General features: G+C 36.7%; 16 protein-coding genes. 9 read left to right on the forward strand and 7 right to left on the reverse strand.

Annotated features, from left to right (window positions below; translation table 11 throughout):
- The first annotated feature begins 86 nt into the window (after positions 1-86).
- Positions 87-410 (forward strand): hypothetical protein, encoded by a 324-nt coding sequence (locus B9N79_RS15060; RefSeq protein WP_019393140.1) that lies wholly within the window; start codon positions 87-89, stop codon positions 408-410.
- Between the two features lie 31 nt (positions 411-441).
- Here the strand turns inward: B9N79_RS15060 and B9N79_RS15065 are convergent, their stop codons facing one another.
- The gene (locus B9N79_RS15065) at positions 442-828 is read right to left on the reverse strand and encodes a reverse transcriptase-like protein (protein ID WP_019393141.1); all 387 of its coding nucleotides are present in this window, start codon (positions 826-828) and stop codon (positions 442-444) included.
- Between the two features lie 227 nt (positions 829-1,055).
- Here B9N79_RS15065 and B9N79_RS15070 point away from each other — a divergent pair, with 227 nt between their 5' ends.
- Both B9N79_RS15070 and B9N79_RS15075 read left to right on the forward strand, forming a co-directional pair.
- Positions 1,056-1,709 (forward strand): reverse transcriptase-like protein, encoded by a 654-nt coding sequence (locus B9N79_RS15070; protein ID WP_040058194.1) that lies wholly within the window; start codon positions 1,056-1,058, stop codon positions 1,707-1,709.
- Between the two features lie 16 nt (positions 1,710-1,725).
- Positions 1,726-1,926, forward strand: a complete 201-nt coding sequence (locus B9N79_RS15075; protein ID WP_019393143.1) for a zinc-finger domain-containing protein — start codon at positions 1,726-1,728, stop codon at positions 1,924-1,926.
- Positions 1,927-1,964: 38 nt separating this feature from the next.
- Here the strand turns inward: B9N79_RS15075 and B9N79_RS15080 are convergent, their stop codons facing one another.
- The 3 genes from B9N79_RS15080 to B9N79_RS26175 form a co-directional block, all read right to left on the reverse strand.
- Positions 1,965-2,237, reverse strand: coding sequence for a DUF2564 family protein (locus B9N79_RS15080; protein WP_040058193.1), 273 nt, complete (start codon positions 2,235-2,237; stop codon positions 1,965-1,967).
- 81 nt (positions 2,238-2,318) lie between these two features.
- Positions 2,319-3,092 (reverse strand): alpha/beta hydrolase, encoded by a 774-nt coding sequence (locus B9N79_RS15085; RefSeq protein ID WP_019393145.1) that lies wholly within the window; start codon positions 3,090-3,092, stop codon positions 2,319-2,321.
- A 207-nt stretch (positions 3,093-3,299) separates the two neighbouring features.
- The gene (locus B9N79_RS26175; protein WP_158512791.1) at positions 3,300-3,476 is read right to left on the reverse strand and encodes an ABC-2 transporter permease; all 177 of its coding nucleotides are present in this window, start codon (positions 3,474-3,476) and stop codon (positions 3,300-3,302) included.
- 301 nt (positions 3,477-3,777) lie between these two features.
- Here B9N79_RS26175 and B9N79_RS15090 point away from each other — a divergent pair, with 301 nt between their 5' ends.
- The gene (locus B9N79_RS15090) at positions 3,778-3,921 is read left to right on the forward strand and encodes a DUF4025 domain-containing protein (RefSeq protein WP_082023622.1); all 144 of its coding nucleotides are present in this window, start codon (positions 3,778-3,780) and stop codon (positions 3,919-3,921) included.
- 16 nt (positions 3,922-3,937) lie between these two features.
- Here the strand turns inward: B9N79_RS15090 and pbp4b are convergent, their stop codons facing one another.
- Positions 3,938-5,077 (reverse strand): penicillin binding protein PBP4B, encoded by a 1,140-nt coding sequence (gene pbp4b, locus B9N79_RS15095; protein ID WP_019393149.1) that lies wholly within the window; start codon positions 5,075-5,077, stop codon positions 3,938-3,940.
- Between the two features lie 180 nt (positions 5,078-5,257).
- Between pbp4b and egtB the strand changes: the two genes are divergently transcribed.
- Together egtB and egtD are read left to right on the forward strand one after the other, a co-directional pair.
- Positions 5,258-6,523, forward strand: coding sequence for an ergothioneine biosynthesis protein EgtB (gene egtB, locus B9N79_RS15100; RefSeq protein ID WP_046216792.1), 1,266 nt, complete (start codon positions 5,258-5,260; stop codon positions 6,521-6,523).
- Positions 6,524-7,465 (forward strand): L-histidine N(alpha)-methyltransferase, encoded by a 942-nt coding sequence (gene egtD / locus B9N79_RS15105; protein ID WP_040058191.1) that lies wholly within the window; start codon positions 6,524-6,526, stop codon positions 7,463-7,465.
- A 32-nt stretch (positions 7,466-7,497) separates the two neighbouring features.
- Here egtD and katA read toward each other — a convergent pair whose 3' ends face one another.
- A complete protein-coding gene (katA, locus tag B9N79_RS15110) occupies positions 7,498-8,958 on the reverse strand; it encodes a catalase KatA (RefSeq protein WP_019393152.1) in 1,461 nt (486 codons plus the stop codon).
- A 239-nt stretch (positions 8,959-9,197) separates the two neighbouring features.
- Positions 9,198-10,331: a zinc-dependent alcohol dehydrogenase gene (locus B9N79_RS15115; RefSeq protein WP_046216793.1), complete on the reverse strand. Its 1,134-nt coding sequence runs from the start codon at positions 10,329-10,331 to the stop codon at positions 9,198-9,200.
- A 200-nt stretch (positions 10,332-10,531) separates the two neighbouring features.
- On the opposite strand from B9N79_RS15115, the gene B9N79_RS15120 reads away from it, so the two are divergent.
- The 3 genes from B9N79_RS15120 (at position 10,532) to B9N79_RS15130 (ending at position 13,275) form a co-directional block, all read left to right on the forward strand.
- Positions 10,532-11,386, forward strand: coding sequence for a manganese catalase family protein (locus B9N79_RS15120; protein WP_040058188.1), 855 nt, complete (start codon positions 10,532-10,534; stop codon positions 11,384-11,386).
- Positions 11,387-11,400: 14 nt separating this feature from the next.
- Positions 11,401-12,249, forward strand: coding sequence for an MBL fold metallo-hydrolase (locus tag B9N79_RS15125; protein WP_019393155.1), 849 nt, complete (start codon positions 11,401-11,403; stop codon positions 12,247-12,249).
- Between the two features lie 132 nt (positions 12,250-12,381).
- Positions 12,382-13,275, forward strand: a complete 894-nt coding sequence (locus B9N79_RS15130) for an AEC family transporter (protein ID WP_019393156.1) — start codon at positions 12,382-12,384, stop codon at positions 13,273-13,275.
- Positions 13,276-13,698 lie beyond the last annotated feature (423 nt).

Below are 13,698 nucleotides of genomic sequence, written 5' to 3' on the forward strand. Positions count from 1 at the left end.
CACCATTTGCTATCTATAAAAAAGCGAGTAGTTCTCCATAATAAAGATGTGCACAACATTTGCACAACGATAAGGGGGAGATAGCAATGGGTCGTACGAAAAATGCTAACCGAAATGCTCAAATTAACAACAACAAAAAGGCACAGAAGGAAGAGTTTGCTTCTGAAATGCCAAGTATGCAACAAAAGAGCAAGAGCAGTATGAACAGCCGCTATGCGGAAGAATTCGCTTCTCAATATAACCCAAGTCCTGAGTATAAAGCGCGTCTTGATAAAGACAAAGCGCAAAAATATGCCGAAGAATACTCAGCTGAAAAAACGCCAAAAGGTGGAAGTAAGAAACACCGATTTGCTTCTTACGCAGAAGTGGAAGCTGAGAAAATGAACGAAGGCATTCAAAAGGATAAATAACAAAAAGCACCGCAAAAATGCGGTGCTTTTATTATGAACGAACAATCGCTTGACGAGCAAGCACATCGGCCGTTTTGTTTTGTTTTTCAGGAATCCATTTAATGAAAAAAAGATCAAGCTGATCAATTAACTGAACAGCTTCTTCTAAGAGAGGGGCATAGAGCTTATTCTTCACATATCTTGTATCAATCGCTTTTTCAACAAGCAGGGAATCTGTTTTACATGAGACTGTCTTAAATCCTTTATCAATGCAAACTTCAAGTGCTTTAATAAGAGCATGATACTCAGCTTCATGGTTTGTCATATGAGGAAGAGGGAAAGAAAAACGATGAACATCACCTTGTGTTTTAATAAAAACGCCTGCACCAGACGGACCTGGATTACCTGCGCTTGCACCATCAATAAATATCTCAATCATAAAGTATCCCTCCTTTTGTTCACAAAAATTATAGCATATAAATTTACGGAACGTATAAGGAAGAAAGCAGGAAAATATATTTTTCTTAAGAATAAGAAGAGAAGCGGTTGCAAAAATTATGAATAAATCAGAAAGTAGGTTTGAATTGATTAAACAAAAAACAAGTGATACGATAGTCGTTGTACTTTAACGAACTGTCAAAAAAGAAGTTAGTAGGAGGAGAGAAGATGGACTTTCAATTACGATGGACGTATAAAAGTCATGGAAGAAATCTTGATTTTCAATCTGCATTTACAAATGGTAAAGAAGCTCTCCTCATAGCGGAAGATCTTCTGAAAACAGGGCGATTAAAAGAAATTACATTTGTAGATGAAATGGATCAATCATGGACATTAAAAGAGATGAAGAAGCTTTTACAAGAAGTGAAAGAACAGCCTCACTATGTGAAAGCTTATTTTGATGGCGGATTTGACCTTTCCACTAAAAAAGCTGGCGTTGGAGCTGTTATCTATTATAGACAAAATGGAAAAAATTATCGTTTGCGTTCAAGCACTTCTTTTGATGAACTTGATTCAAATAATGAAGCTGAATATGCAGCTTTTCACTATGCAGTAAAACAGCTAGAGGAACTTGGTGTACACCATCTTCCAGTCACGTTTTTAGGAGACTCAAAAGTTGTGTTAAAGCAGCTTGCTGGAGAATGGCCATGCTATGAAGAAAGTTTTAATCGATGGCTCGATAGAATTGAAGAAGCGTTAAAAGATTTGCATATTAAACCAACGTATACACATATTGCTCGAAAAGAAAACGAAGAGGCTGATACCCTTGCTGCTCAAGCGATGCATGGAAAAGAGATATCAAGTACGTATGAAATCGAGTAAACAGGAGATGAAAAAATTGAATCGTAAGGAGATATTGGAAGAGCTTACTCATCTTTCAGATTATTATTGTGAAGGATGTTTAATCAAAAAAACGCTAAATAAAGAAAAAGGGAAAAAGCACGCTCAAACTTTTTGTATAAAGCAGTGTACAGTAGGAGAGAAGCTTCAGAAGTACGGTGAGTTACTTATGACAGAGCCTGCTCGAAATAAACAATAAAAAGCTGACAGACATCATTGTTCTGTCAGCTTTTTTGATTATATCTTGGCTGCATTTAGCTGTTGTTCGCACTTTTGAAGCGTTACTTCACAGCGTTGTAAAAAAGCTTCATCAACCCCTGTTGCACTGTTTCTGGCACTTTCAAGCTGCGCTTTGGCAGATGACAGAGCTTCTGTTGCTTCTCTTAAACGTTCAGGGTCCATATTTCGCGTTGCTGCCCCAACAATATTTTTTGTTGCTTCTACAGCTGCATTTGTTGCTCCAAGATCATTATACCCTGTTGTTACATTATCATTTGAAAAGCGTTCCACTATAACCGCCTCCACTTTTATATTTTTAGTTGTTCACCTTATAGATTGATTCGTTCGGACTAAAAATATGCAGAAGCTCTTTTATTCCTGAAGGTCGTGTTTATAAATGAAACCCGTTATTAGAAGATTAACTTGCCGCCAGTTTAGTGTTGGAAGTTCATGAAAAGCATCGTGAATAAAAAATACGTCTGAAGTGAGCTCATCGTAATAATGGTGATAATGACTCGTAATGTCATAGCGTGCTCCATACATAGCAAGAATAGGCCATGAAAATCGATGGAGATCATGAACAATATTGAAGCGATATGATTCAACATAAAATTGGTGCCAAACAGAAGGGTTTGCTTTTTTCATATGCTGCAGAAGCTCATTTTTAAATGCTCTATCTCTAGTGTGTGCAAGTGAAATTACGTTGCTAACAAAAGAAGGAGACTTTTTTATAAAGTGAAGACCTAAGAGATGTTCCCATTGAAGAGGTCTTGTATTTACAATTGGGAATCCTCCTGTGAGAATCAGCCCTTTTACACGCTCAGGGTAAAGAAGGCAAAACTGCTGAGCAACTGTTCCACCACATGAGTAGCTACAAAGGATTACTTTTTCAATGCCTAATACATCTAATAGTTCAACTAGCTCTTCAGCATACGTACTTAACAATCCGTATTTTGTATAGCTCGGATTTTCGCTGTCTCCGCATCCTGATAAGTCAGGCATAATAACGCGAAACTGCTTTGCAAGCTCCTTTTGATAATAAAACACTTTGCGCCCCATACCAGCAGGATGAAGAAAAATAATAGGGACGCCTTTTCCTTCATCCTCAATGAATAATTTTGTATCTTTCACATGATAATAAGGCATTGTAAACTCCTCTATTGAAATGATTTCACTTTTTAATGAATATCATTAGTTTGAGCAAGTTCTTCCGCCTTATACAAAGGAGTATTGTTGTATAGAGTTATGAAAGAGCTGCTTTTGGTTTCTCTGCCGTATCAGCTTTTTTAATGCGGGAAAAGCTGATGCGAAGAATAGCAAGAACGCGAACAGAAAGAAGAATAATCACAAGCGCTAATACGTCAGAAAAATATTGCTCCCGCCAAAGGTAATAGTGAAAAGAGCTTCAGCAACATATGTGGCAGGGAGAATGGCGCTTATTTTCTCATAAAATAATGGAAGCATTTCGCGAGGTACCATAACGCCTGCACTAACAAGTTGGAGAGACAGTAAAATAATGTTAAAAATCATTCCTCCTGGTCCAAATAAAACAATGGAAAGCTGTGTAAGAGATACGAAAGTAAGAAAGGCTAAAAATAAAAAGAACCATGTATAAAAAAGTGAAATATGCGAAGTTATACTGTAACAAGACATAAGCAAGATCGCAATTGTTGCCATGCATACAGAAAGAGTGACATTAATAATCTAACGTGCTCTAAAAAGAGACCATTTTGAAAATTGGTTTTTTAGAGGTTATATTAACCACTTTCTTACATAATTTCTTCAAAATAAGAGAAAATAGAAAGCGGAAGTAAAAAAAGGAGGGAAAGTAATGAAAGAAAAGCAGAAACAAAATAATGAGAAATTAACATCTGAGCTTGATGTAACACATGAACAAGTAAGCGATTCGTATATGGAAGGCGCTGTAAGCGAAGATACGTTTAATAGTGACGAAAGAAACGACCGAAAAGCCTAGAATATTCTAGGCTTTTTTAGAGGAGATTTTTATATAGTTCTGTTACAAGAGGTCCATATTGCCCTGTCTTAAATTCATCACCTTCAAAAATATTTAAAGATTTTAAAGGGTCTTTTAGAGGAGAATGCTTCTTATTTGTAAGAAGGACAACCGTCAGTTCATGTGCTGGATCAATGATTGTTAGCGTGCCGGTCCACCCTGTATGACCAAATGCAGAGGAACTTGCATGCTCTCCAAACATATACTTCATATCTCCGTTGTTTAAACGCCATCCAAGACCATAAGAAGGATTTTGCTGTGAAGGGGTAACAAACGTTTTTGCAGTGCTTTCACTAAATACCTGTTTTGTTCCATATGAACCATTGTGATGCATAATTTCTACCAAAACGGAAAGCTCATCAACGGTTGAAAAAAGGCCTGCATGCCCTGAAACACCATCCATAGAGTAAAAGGCTTTTTCATCATGAACTTCACCTTGAAGTGTATGTGTTCGAACATTTGGAAAATGAATAAATCCATCTCGTGTATTACCCATTCGCTCTGTTGCTGCAAAATCAGAGCGAACATATCCCTTTCTTAGAGGGTTAAATAATGTTCGAGTTAAGCCTAGCTTTTGAAATATCTTTTTTTCTACAAATAAATCGAGCGTTTGACAAGTTAATTTTTCAACAAGAGCACCAAGCAACATATAATCTAAATCACTGTAGAGGTGTTGAGTATGTGGTTCATAAGAAAGCGGCGTTTTAAGAATATGCTCAATCGTTGTTAAACGATCTCGTGAATATAGATCTCCAGCTTTTTCACGAATATAGTATGGAAAATCAGCTGGAAATCCTGCGGTATGCTGCAAAAGATCGATAATACGTACGTTTTCTTTGAAAGAAGGAAAGTAGAAAGAGAGAGGAGAGAGCAGATTTAGTTCTCCTTCTGTTACGAGTTTTTGTAATGCAAAGTTTGTAGCATACATTTTCGTGTTTGAAGCAAGATCAAATAATGTCTGATTTTTAAGCTTTGGAGGATGTGAAAGAAGCTGCTTTTTTTCATACTTCTGTTGATATCCACACGTTTCACGGTAAATTTCTTTTCCTTTTTTCTTTACAAGCAAAGAACCCCCCGGAAATCCTTTCTCCACATCTTTTTTAATCAAGTTCTCCATATTCTCACATCCTTTTTATTCCTTTTTTCTAGTCTATCATAGTACTAAAAAAAGTTAACTTTTCATAGATTATGATTATGCGTTATAAAGTGTTTTAATTTTCAAAAAAAAGGTTATTAAGATTAAGAGTTGGAAGTTTGTTCAAAAATCGTAAAATATGTTTTGATAGGGAGGAATAAGATGAAACATAAAACAGTAGTAAAAGAACATCTTGCAGAAAAATATAAAGAGGTGCGAGTATGCACGGAAAAAATTGTAGCTCCGCTTCAAACCGAGGATTATATTATTCAAGCAGGACCTGATGCAAGCCCTCCAAAGTGGCATCTTGCCCATACAACCTGGTTTTTTGAACGATTTGTTTTAAAAGAATATAAGACTACATACGAATCACTTAACGATCAATTTGACTATCTTTTTAATTCATACTATGAAACAGTTGGAGAATTTCACCCTCGAGCGAAAAGGGGAGTTCTTGCTAGACCGAGTATTGAGGAAGTAAAGCAATATCGATATTACGTTGATGCACATATGAAAGAACTTTTTGAAGAACTAACAGAGGAAAATAGAGATAAAGTTCTTTCTATCGTTGAAATCGGACTTCAGCATGAGCAGCAGCACCAAGAACTTCTTTTAACAGATATTAAATATAACTTTTTCACCAATCCTCTTCTTCCTGCATATATTAGTCAAACTACAGAAGAAAATGGAAAAAGGAAGGAGATGTCATTTATTGAAATAGAAGGAGGACTTATTGAAGTTGGACATGGTGATTCTTCATTCTCATTTGATAATGAACGCCCTCGCCATAAAGTATGGTTAGAGCCTTACCGAATTGCTGATGCGCCTGTTACTAATCGAGAATATATAGAATTTATCGAAGATGGAGGGTATGAACGACCAGAATTATGGCTTTCAGACGGATGGGCTCATATCAAAAAAGAAGGATGGAAACATCCTTTATACTGGGGAAAAGATGGTAATGAATGGAGTATTTTCACTCTGCACGGACAAAGCGCTTTGAATTTAGATGAACCTGTTTGTCATGTGAGTTTCTATGAAGGAGACGCATTTGCGCGTTGGCAAGGGAAAAGGTTACCAACGGAGCAGGAATGGGAACATGCTTTTAGTGGAATAGAATGTGAAGGAAACTTTGTTGAAAACAACTTTTATCATCCAAATTCACAGTATAAAGGAAACGGTCCGCTTTATAAAGGATATGGAGACGTGTGGGAGTGGACGCGAAGTCCATATGTACTATATCCAAAAAGCAAACCTTTAGAAGGGGCACTTGGAGAATACAATGCAAAATTTATGTGTAATCAAATGGTGCTAAAAGGCGGTTCTTGTGCAACTCCTCACAGCCATATCCGTCCAACATATAGAAACTTCTTTCAGCCAGAAAAACGCTGGCAATTCACGGGTTTCCGCTTAGCGGAGGACATATAAATGACAAGTGTAAAAGCGATGGAAAAATCATTTTATAAAGATGTTTTGACTGGATTACGCTCAGTTCCTAAAAGATTAGAACCTAAATATTTATATGATTATCGAGGTTCAGAGCTTTTTGAAGAAATTACAAAGACTCCAGAATATTATCCAACACGTACAGAAATGAGAATTTTAAAAAAAGAGCTTAATAGTATTTCTGACTATATTGGGGATGAGGCAGCATTAATTGAATTTGGAAGCGGAAGCAGTGAAAAAATCAAATTTTTATTGCATCATTTGAAAGGCATTAAAGAGTATGTGGCGATTGATATATCAGAAAGCTTTTTACTACAGTCTGTAGAGAAATTGAAGAAAGAACATCAACATCTTTATGTGCATACTGTTTGTGCCGACTATACAGTGCCTTTCTCTCTTCCTTCTTTAAAAGCGAAAAAGAAAGTTTTATTCTTTCCAGGTTCAACAATTGGAAACTTTGATAAACAAGAAAGGAAGACTTTTTTAAATAGAATGTCTACTCTGTTAACAAAAGGAGACGGTTTTATCATTGGAGTAGATTTGAAAAAGGATGAAAAATTGCTTCATTCCGCCTATAACGATGCCAAACAGGTAACACGAGCCTTTAACTTAAATTTACTTCAGCGGATGAACCGCGAGCTTCTTGCTAATTTTATGGTGGAGAATTTTGAACATAAAGCTTTTTACAATCATGAAGAAGGTCGAATTGAGATGCATATTGAGAGCTTGAAAGAGCAGCTTGTTACAATTGGTGAAGAAGAAATCTCATTTCAAAAGGGAGAGACAATTCATACAGAAAGCTCTTATAAATTTTCAGTGCAAGAATTTCAAAATCTTGCGAAGGAAGCGAACTTTATCCCGAAAAAAGTATGGACAGATGAAGAGAATTTATTTAGCGTTCATTATCTCGAAGTGAAAGCATAAAAAAGACAGCCAAGTGGCTGTCTTTTTTATGCTTATTTTACTTCTTGAGGCACTTCTAGGCCAAGGCCTTTTGCAATGCGTGTTCCAAAGTCAGGATCAGCTTTATAGAAATGCCCAATTTGACGAACTTTAATTTCTTCTTTTTCAACAGGTGTCATTTCATTCACGATTGTTTGGACAATGCGATCTTGCTCTTCTTTACTCATTAAACGGTAAAGATCACCTGCTTGTGTGTAATGGTCGTTATGATCATATGCTACGCTTTCAGCAATACCTGAAACAGGGAATGAAGCCTGCTTGTTTTCAGGTGATTCTGTTGGACCATTATAGCTGTTTGGCTCATAGTAAACAGAACCTTTTCCATTGTCATCAAAGCGCATTTGACCATCGCGCTGATAGTTTTTCACATCTGTACGTGGACGGTTGATTGGAAGTGCTTGGTGGTTTGCGCCAACGCGATAGCGATGTGCATCATGATAAGCAAATAAACGTCCTTGAAGCATTTTGTCTGGTGATACGTCAACACCAGGAACAAGGGTGCCAGGAGAGAATGTTGCTTGTTCTACTTCTGCAAAATAGTTCTCTGGGTTACGATCCAGTACCATACGGCCCACTTCAATTAGTGGATAGTCTTTTTGAGACCATGTTTTTGTAACATCAAATGGATCAAAGCGATATGTGTTCGCATCTTCAAGCGGCATAATTTGAACGTAAAGTTTCCATGCTGGGAAATCTTTATTTTCAATCGCATTAAATAAATCTTCTGTATGGTAATCAGGATTTTCACCAGCAATTTTTGTTGCTACATCTGGATGAAGGTTTTTAACACCTTGTTCTGTTTTGAAATGATACTTAATCCAAACTCCGTCACCATCTTTATTTGTCCATTTGAATGTATGACTTCCGAAACCGTGCATATGACGGAACGTTGCTGGAATTCCTCTGTCACCCATTAAGTATGTGACTTGGTGAAGCGATTCTGGTGATAAAGACCAGAAATCCCATACGGCTGTTGGATTTTTTAAATGTGTTTGTGGATGCCGCTTTTGTGTATGAATGAAATCAGGGAACTTAATAGCATCACGAATAAAGAAAATAGGCGTATTGTTTCCAACGATATCGTAGTTTCCTTCTTCTGTATAAAACTTAACAGCGAATCCGCGTGGGTCTCGTACTGTGTCAGCAGATCCATTTTCACCTGCAACAGTTGAAAAACGAATAAATAGTGGCGTACGTTTGCCGACTTCTGATAAAAAGTCTGCTTTTGTATATTTTGTTACATCATTTGTTACTTCAAAGTAGCCGTGTGCTCCTGCACCTTTAGCATGAACAACACGCTCTGGTACACGCTCTCTATTAAAATGTGCTAGTTTTTCTAGCAAATGAACGTCTTGGATAAGCGTTGGACCTCTTGAGCCTGCTGTAATTGAATTTTGGTTGTCTCCAACAGGAGCTCCCCAACTAGTTGTAAGATTATTATTGTTATTCCCCATACTAGATTCACCTCATATTTATAATATAAATAGCTTAATATCATAATAACATCTATCAATAAAAAATCAATACTTAATTATAATTATTATAAATAAATATTTTGTATAAATTATTAAAGGGTAATCTTGGAAAGAAGAAGGGGGTAAAATAAAAAGAGCTTACAACAAAATAAGCCCTTTTTATTTATTCTAAAGCATTTCTTATCAGTTTAAAAATTTTAAGTCCTCTTTTATAATAATTATGGTTTTAGCACAACTTTAATGCAATTATCTTGTTTGTTATTAAAAATATCGTAGCCGTGTGAAGCTTTTTCTAATGGAAGGGTATGCGTAATAATTTGGGTTGGATCGATTTCTTCTTTAATAACTTGCTCGTACATTTTCGGCATATAGCTTCTTGCATGTGCTTGTCCCATTTTTAAGGTAACATTTCTTGAAAAGAAGGGACCTAGTGGGAACATATTGTACAAGCCACCATATACGCCTGTTAGTTGAACAGTTCCGCATTTTCTTACTGCTTTTGTGGCAATTTGAATAGGACCTATTGTTCCACCTTGTAGCTTTAGTTTTTGTTCTACATATTCAAAAGGAGATTTTTTTCCATCCATTCCAACGCAGTCAATGACAACATCTGCGCCACCCTTTGTAAGCTCTTTTAGTGTTTCGCCCATATCATCATACTGAGTAAAATCAAACGTTTCTGTTTTGTTCATTTTTTTAGAATGATTGAGGCGGTAATCAAAGTAATCAATGGCAATCACGCGCTCCGCTCCTTTTTGCCATGCGAATTTCTGAGCCATAAGCCCTACAGGACCGCATCCTAGCACAATAACAGTATCCCCTTTTTTTACCCCTGCATTTTCGACACTCCAATAGGCGGTTGGTAAAACGTCTGATAGAAACAGAAGTTTTTCATCTTCAAGCTCACAGCTTTCTGGAATTACAAAAGGCGTATAATTTCCGAAAGGAACGCGTAAATATTCCGCTTGCCCGCCAGGATAGTTGCCAAACTTTTCGGAGTAGCCAAAAAGGCCTCCAGAATCATAGTGAGGATTTGAATTATCGCACTGACTTTCAAGGTGATTGTCACAGTATGGGCAGCTTCCACAAGCAACTGTAAAAGGAATGACAACTCTGTCTCCTTTTTTTACTTTCGTCACCTCTGGTCCAATGTCCTCCACAATCCCCATTGGTTCGTGTCCGATAACATATCCAATTGGAAGCGGGAAATTTCCTTGATAAAGGTGCAAATCAGACCCGCAAATTGCTGTTGATGTAATTTTAACAATAACATCTTGTGCATCTTGAATTTTTGGTGCTTCCACTTCTTTTACGGCAATTTCTTTTTTTCCTTGATATGTGACAGCTTTCATATATAACCTCCACAGCTCTCTTATTGTCTTATTTATCGTTCTCTTGGCCCGCGTAAAATATAAGCATACTTTTACATTAGATTTTTTACTTTTAGGAAGAAAGAAAAAAGTGAAGACCTCACATAAACTTGTTATAGTTCGGGCATATTGAAAAGGGGAAATTTTCAACTGCTTTTAAAAATAAAAAAGGGGTGCTTTGTTTGTACTATTACAAAGAAGGATTAATTAATGAAATTAAACCGGATAAGCCAGATCCAGCAGCAGCAAAAGTACTACAAGAAACTCTTGGTGGTCATTATGGTGAAATGAGAACAATGATGCAGTATTTCTTTCAAAGTTCAAATTTTCGAGGAAAAGAAACACAGTTTAAAGATTTAATGCGCGGCATTTTCTTAGAGGAGATTGCTCACGTTGAGCTTGTACAAAATACAATCAATGCTCTTCTTGATGAATCGGGCGGTGAAGGAGTTGGAGCACAAGGAGAGGATCGTGCCCCTCTTGATGAAGCAATCAAACATGCTAACCCTCATCACTATATTATGGGAGCACAAAGCTCTCTTCCTGTTGATGCAGGTGGAAACCCTTGGAACGGATCATGGGTATACAGCCACGGAAATTTAATAGCTGATCTTCTTGATAATGTTGTATTGGAATCAACGGGGGTTTTACAAAAAACCCGTATTTATGAAATGAGCTCAAACCAAACGTTTCGTGAAACGCTTGGATTTTTAATTGTACGGGATAATGCTCATCAAAATGCATTTACAAAGGCTCTTGAGACGCTAGGTGTAAATTGGGGGAAACTTTTTCCTGTACCGAACTACGATATTAATAAGTATCCAGAATGTCGTAAGTTTGTTGAGATGGGCTATCATAATACGCAGTTTAACTTTAGGCTTGATCCAACGAGAATAGGGGAAGTGCTCCAAGGACAAGTTCCAAGCCGTAATGGTGGAGAAATGACAGTTACAGATCCACCACAAGAATTCCCAGCACCAATGCTTCCAGAGATGCCGAATGAGCATAGTCCTGGTTTAGGCGATATGAATGCATAAGGAAATCTTCAGAAATGGAAAATGAACTGCACGGAAGTTCTTCAACAGAACGGTTTATTCCTGTTACATCTGTCCAAAGTGGAGAAGGAATTGAAGTTACCCCTGATCTTTACAGTTATACAACCCAAATTGTGAACGTTTGCTTTATCGGAGGAAAAGGAGACGAATTTGTTCTTGTTGACGCAGGGATGCCGAAGTCAGGTCAAAGCATTATTTTAGAAATAGAAAATCGTTTTGGCTCCAATGCCCGTCCAAAAGCTATTCTTTTAACCCATGCTCATTTTGATCATGTTGGAGCACTTCTTGAGCTTCTTCGCCATTGGGATGTTCCTGTTTATGCACATAAAGCTGAACTTCCATATCTTCAAGGGGAAAAAGATTATGAACGTCCAGATCAAACAGTTGAAGGTGGAATGGTTGTTAAAATGTCTCCGCTGTTTCCAACAGAGAGCATTAACATAAGCTCCCGCGTTTCTCCTCTTCATGATGACGGGTCTATTCCAGAACTACCTGAGTGGGAATGGATTCATACGCCAGGTCATACAGAAGGGCATGTTTCGTTCTTCAGAAAACGAGATAGAGCTCTTATTGTAGGAGATGCGTTTATTACAACAAAGCAAGAAAACTTATTTGACGTGATTACGCAAAAGCTAGAAATAAGCGGACCACCGAGATATTTAACAACAGACTGGAAAGCGGCGAAAAAGTCTGTTGAACATCTTGCTTCCCTTCATCCTGAAGTAGCCATAACAGGTCACGGTAAACCTGTAGAAGGCAAATGGTTAGCTGAACATTTAGCTTTATTAGCACGGGATTTCGATCGAATAGCCCTCCCTGACTATGGAAAGTATGTTGATGAGTAAGTATCGTAAGCACAATCTTTTTGTAAAAGATTGTGTTTTTTTCTTTTGAGAAATTTTATTATAGCCCTAATGAACAACCGTATACAATGATATAATCTTTGTATACATAATTTTTAAGAAAAGAGTGGAAGAATGATTTTTTTCGAAGTAATTTTACCTGTTATTCTCATTTTCTTTAGTGGCTATATGATTCAAAAGATTTTTAAGGTTGATATTAAACCCATTTCAACCATATCCATTTATATTCTAATGCCAGCGCTTGTATTTCAAACTTTTTACACAACGCCACTTGATAGTAATTTATTTTATATTGTGATTACATCAACGCTTATTTTTGTAGCATTAGTTGTTGTAAGCATTGTAACTTCTCGCTTATGTAAACAAGATACAGAACAGGAAAGTGCTCTTATTTTAACATCTGCTTTTGCAAACAGCGGGAATTACGGAGCACCGATTGTTCTCTTTGCTTTTGGGCAGGCTGGTATGAACTATGCTGTTCCCCTTATGGTGTTTCACTCCATTTTGATGAGCGTTTTTGGTGTGTATTTTGCAGCTAGAAGTCAAGGAGGAATAAAACTTGCCGTGAGAACGGTTCTAAAACAGCCAACAAACTATGCTATTCTTCCAGCTGTTTTGCTGCAAGAATTCCATATCTCTATTCCTGATAATTTTTATGCAAGCATTGAGCTTGTAGGTAACTGCTGTATTCCAGTTGTGATGATTATTTTAGGCATGCAGCTTGCAGACGTAAATGCTAAAAAGCTCGAATGGGGAAATATTAGTATTGCAAGCGGCATTCGTCTTATTGCTTCTCCTATTTTAGCTTATCTCATTTGTCTCATGTTCCCAATGGAGCCGCTTTTACGAAACGTAATTGTCATTATGGCTGCAATGCCATCTGCTGCAACCACGGCAATGTATGCTATTCAATTTAATACAAAGCCACAGTTTGTTTCAAGCGGAACGTTAATTACAACAGTGCTTAGTTTTGGAACGTTGACGTTTTTACTTAGTATTTTGCATTAGAATAGAGAGAGATTTTATACAAAGTATAAGCTGAGTAAAGTAGGTTAGCTAAATAGATAAGTATAACTCCATTTTGAATTTATCATGACTTCTTAATTTATAAAGGTAGGTAACAAAGGCATACTAATGAGGATTTCCTCTTTGTATGCCTTTGTTTTTTATGACCAATTTCGCAAATAAAGCAATACTTAGGAAGAGTAGAGAAGGGTTTATAAAGTTCATAAAATACGTTATAGACAGATAGTTTTAAAATTATGAAAAATAAAATAATATATACTTATAAAAAATAATGATATTGACATTTATACGTACGAATAATATATTTGTTTTAAGAAAGCGCTTGCAAATTATAGAGAGGAGTTAATAGCTACCTTTAGTTGTATGTAACCTGCTTATTTTTAACAATATACAGAAATTACAGAT

Source organism: Priestia filamentosa (genome assembly GCF_900177535.1).
GTDB lineage: Bacteria > Bacillota > Bacilli > Bacillales > Bacillaceae_H > Bacillus_I > Bacillus_I filamentosa.

What these genes read in the sequence shown, in the direction of transcription:
- B9N79_RS15060 (WP_019393140.1), top strand. Translation starts at nt 87, where the DNA reads ATGGGTCGTACGAAAAATGCTAACCGAAATGCTCAAATTAACAACAAC.
- B9N79_RS15065 (WP_019393141.1), bottom strand. Translation starts at nt 828, where the DNA reads ATGATTGAGATATTTATTGATGGTGCAAGCGCAGGTAATCCAGGTCCG.
- B9N79_RS15070 (WP_040058194.1), top strand. Translation starts at nt 1,056, where the DNA reads ATGGACTTTCAATTACGATGGACGTATAAAAGTCATGGAAGAAATCTT.
- B9N79_RS15085 (WP_019393145.1), bottom strand. Translation starts at nt 3,092, where the DNA reads ATGCCTTATTATCATGTGAAAGATACAAAATTATTCATTGAGGATGAA.
- B9N79_RS26175 (WP_158512791.1), bottom strand. Translation starts at nt 3,476, where the DNA reads ATGATTTTTAACATTATTTTACTGTCTCTCCAACTTGTTAGTGCAGGC.
- B9N79_RS15090 (WP_082023622.1), top strand. Translation starts at nt 3,778, where the DNA reads ATGAAAGAAAAGCAGAAACAAAATAATGAGAAATTAACATCTGAGCTT.
- pbp4b (WP_019393149.1), bottom strand. Translation starts at nt 5,077, where the DNA reads ATGGAGAACTTGATTAAAAAAGATGTGGAGAAAGGATTTCCGGGGGGT.
- egtB (WP_046216792.1), top strand. Translation starts at nt 5,258, where the DNA reads ATGAAACATAAAACAGTAGTAAAAGAACATCTTGCAGAAAAATATAAA.
- egtD (WP_040058191.1), top strand. Translation starts at nt 6,524, where the DNA reads ATGACAAGTGTAAAAGCGATGGAAAAATCATTTTATAAAGATGTTTTG.
- katA (WP_019393152.1), bottom strand. Translation starts at nt 8,958, where the DNA reads ATGGGGAATAACAATAATAATCTTACAACTAGTTGGGGAGCTCCTGTT.
- B9N79_RS15115 (WP_046216793.1), bottom strand. Translation starts at nt 10,331, where the DNA reads ATGAAAGCTGTCACATATCAAGGAAAAAAAGAAATTGCCGTAAAAGAA.
- B9N79_RS15125 (WP_019393155.1), top strand. Translation starts at nt 11,401, where the DNA reads ATGGAAAATGAACTGCACGGAAGTTCTTCAACAGAACGGTTTATTCCT.
- B9N79_RS15130 (WP_019393156.1), top strand. Translation starts at nt 12,382, where the DNA reads ATGATTTTTTTCGAAGTAATTTTACCTGTTATTCTCATTTTCTTTAGT.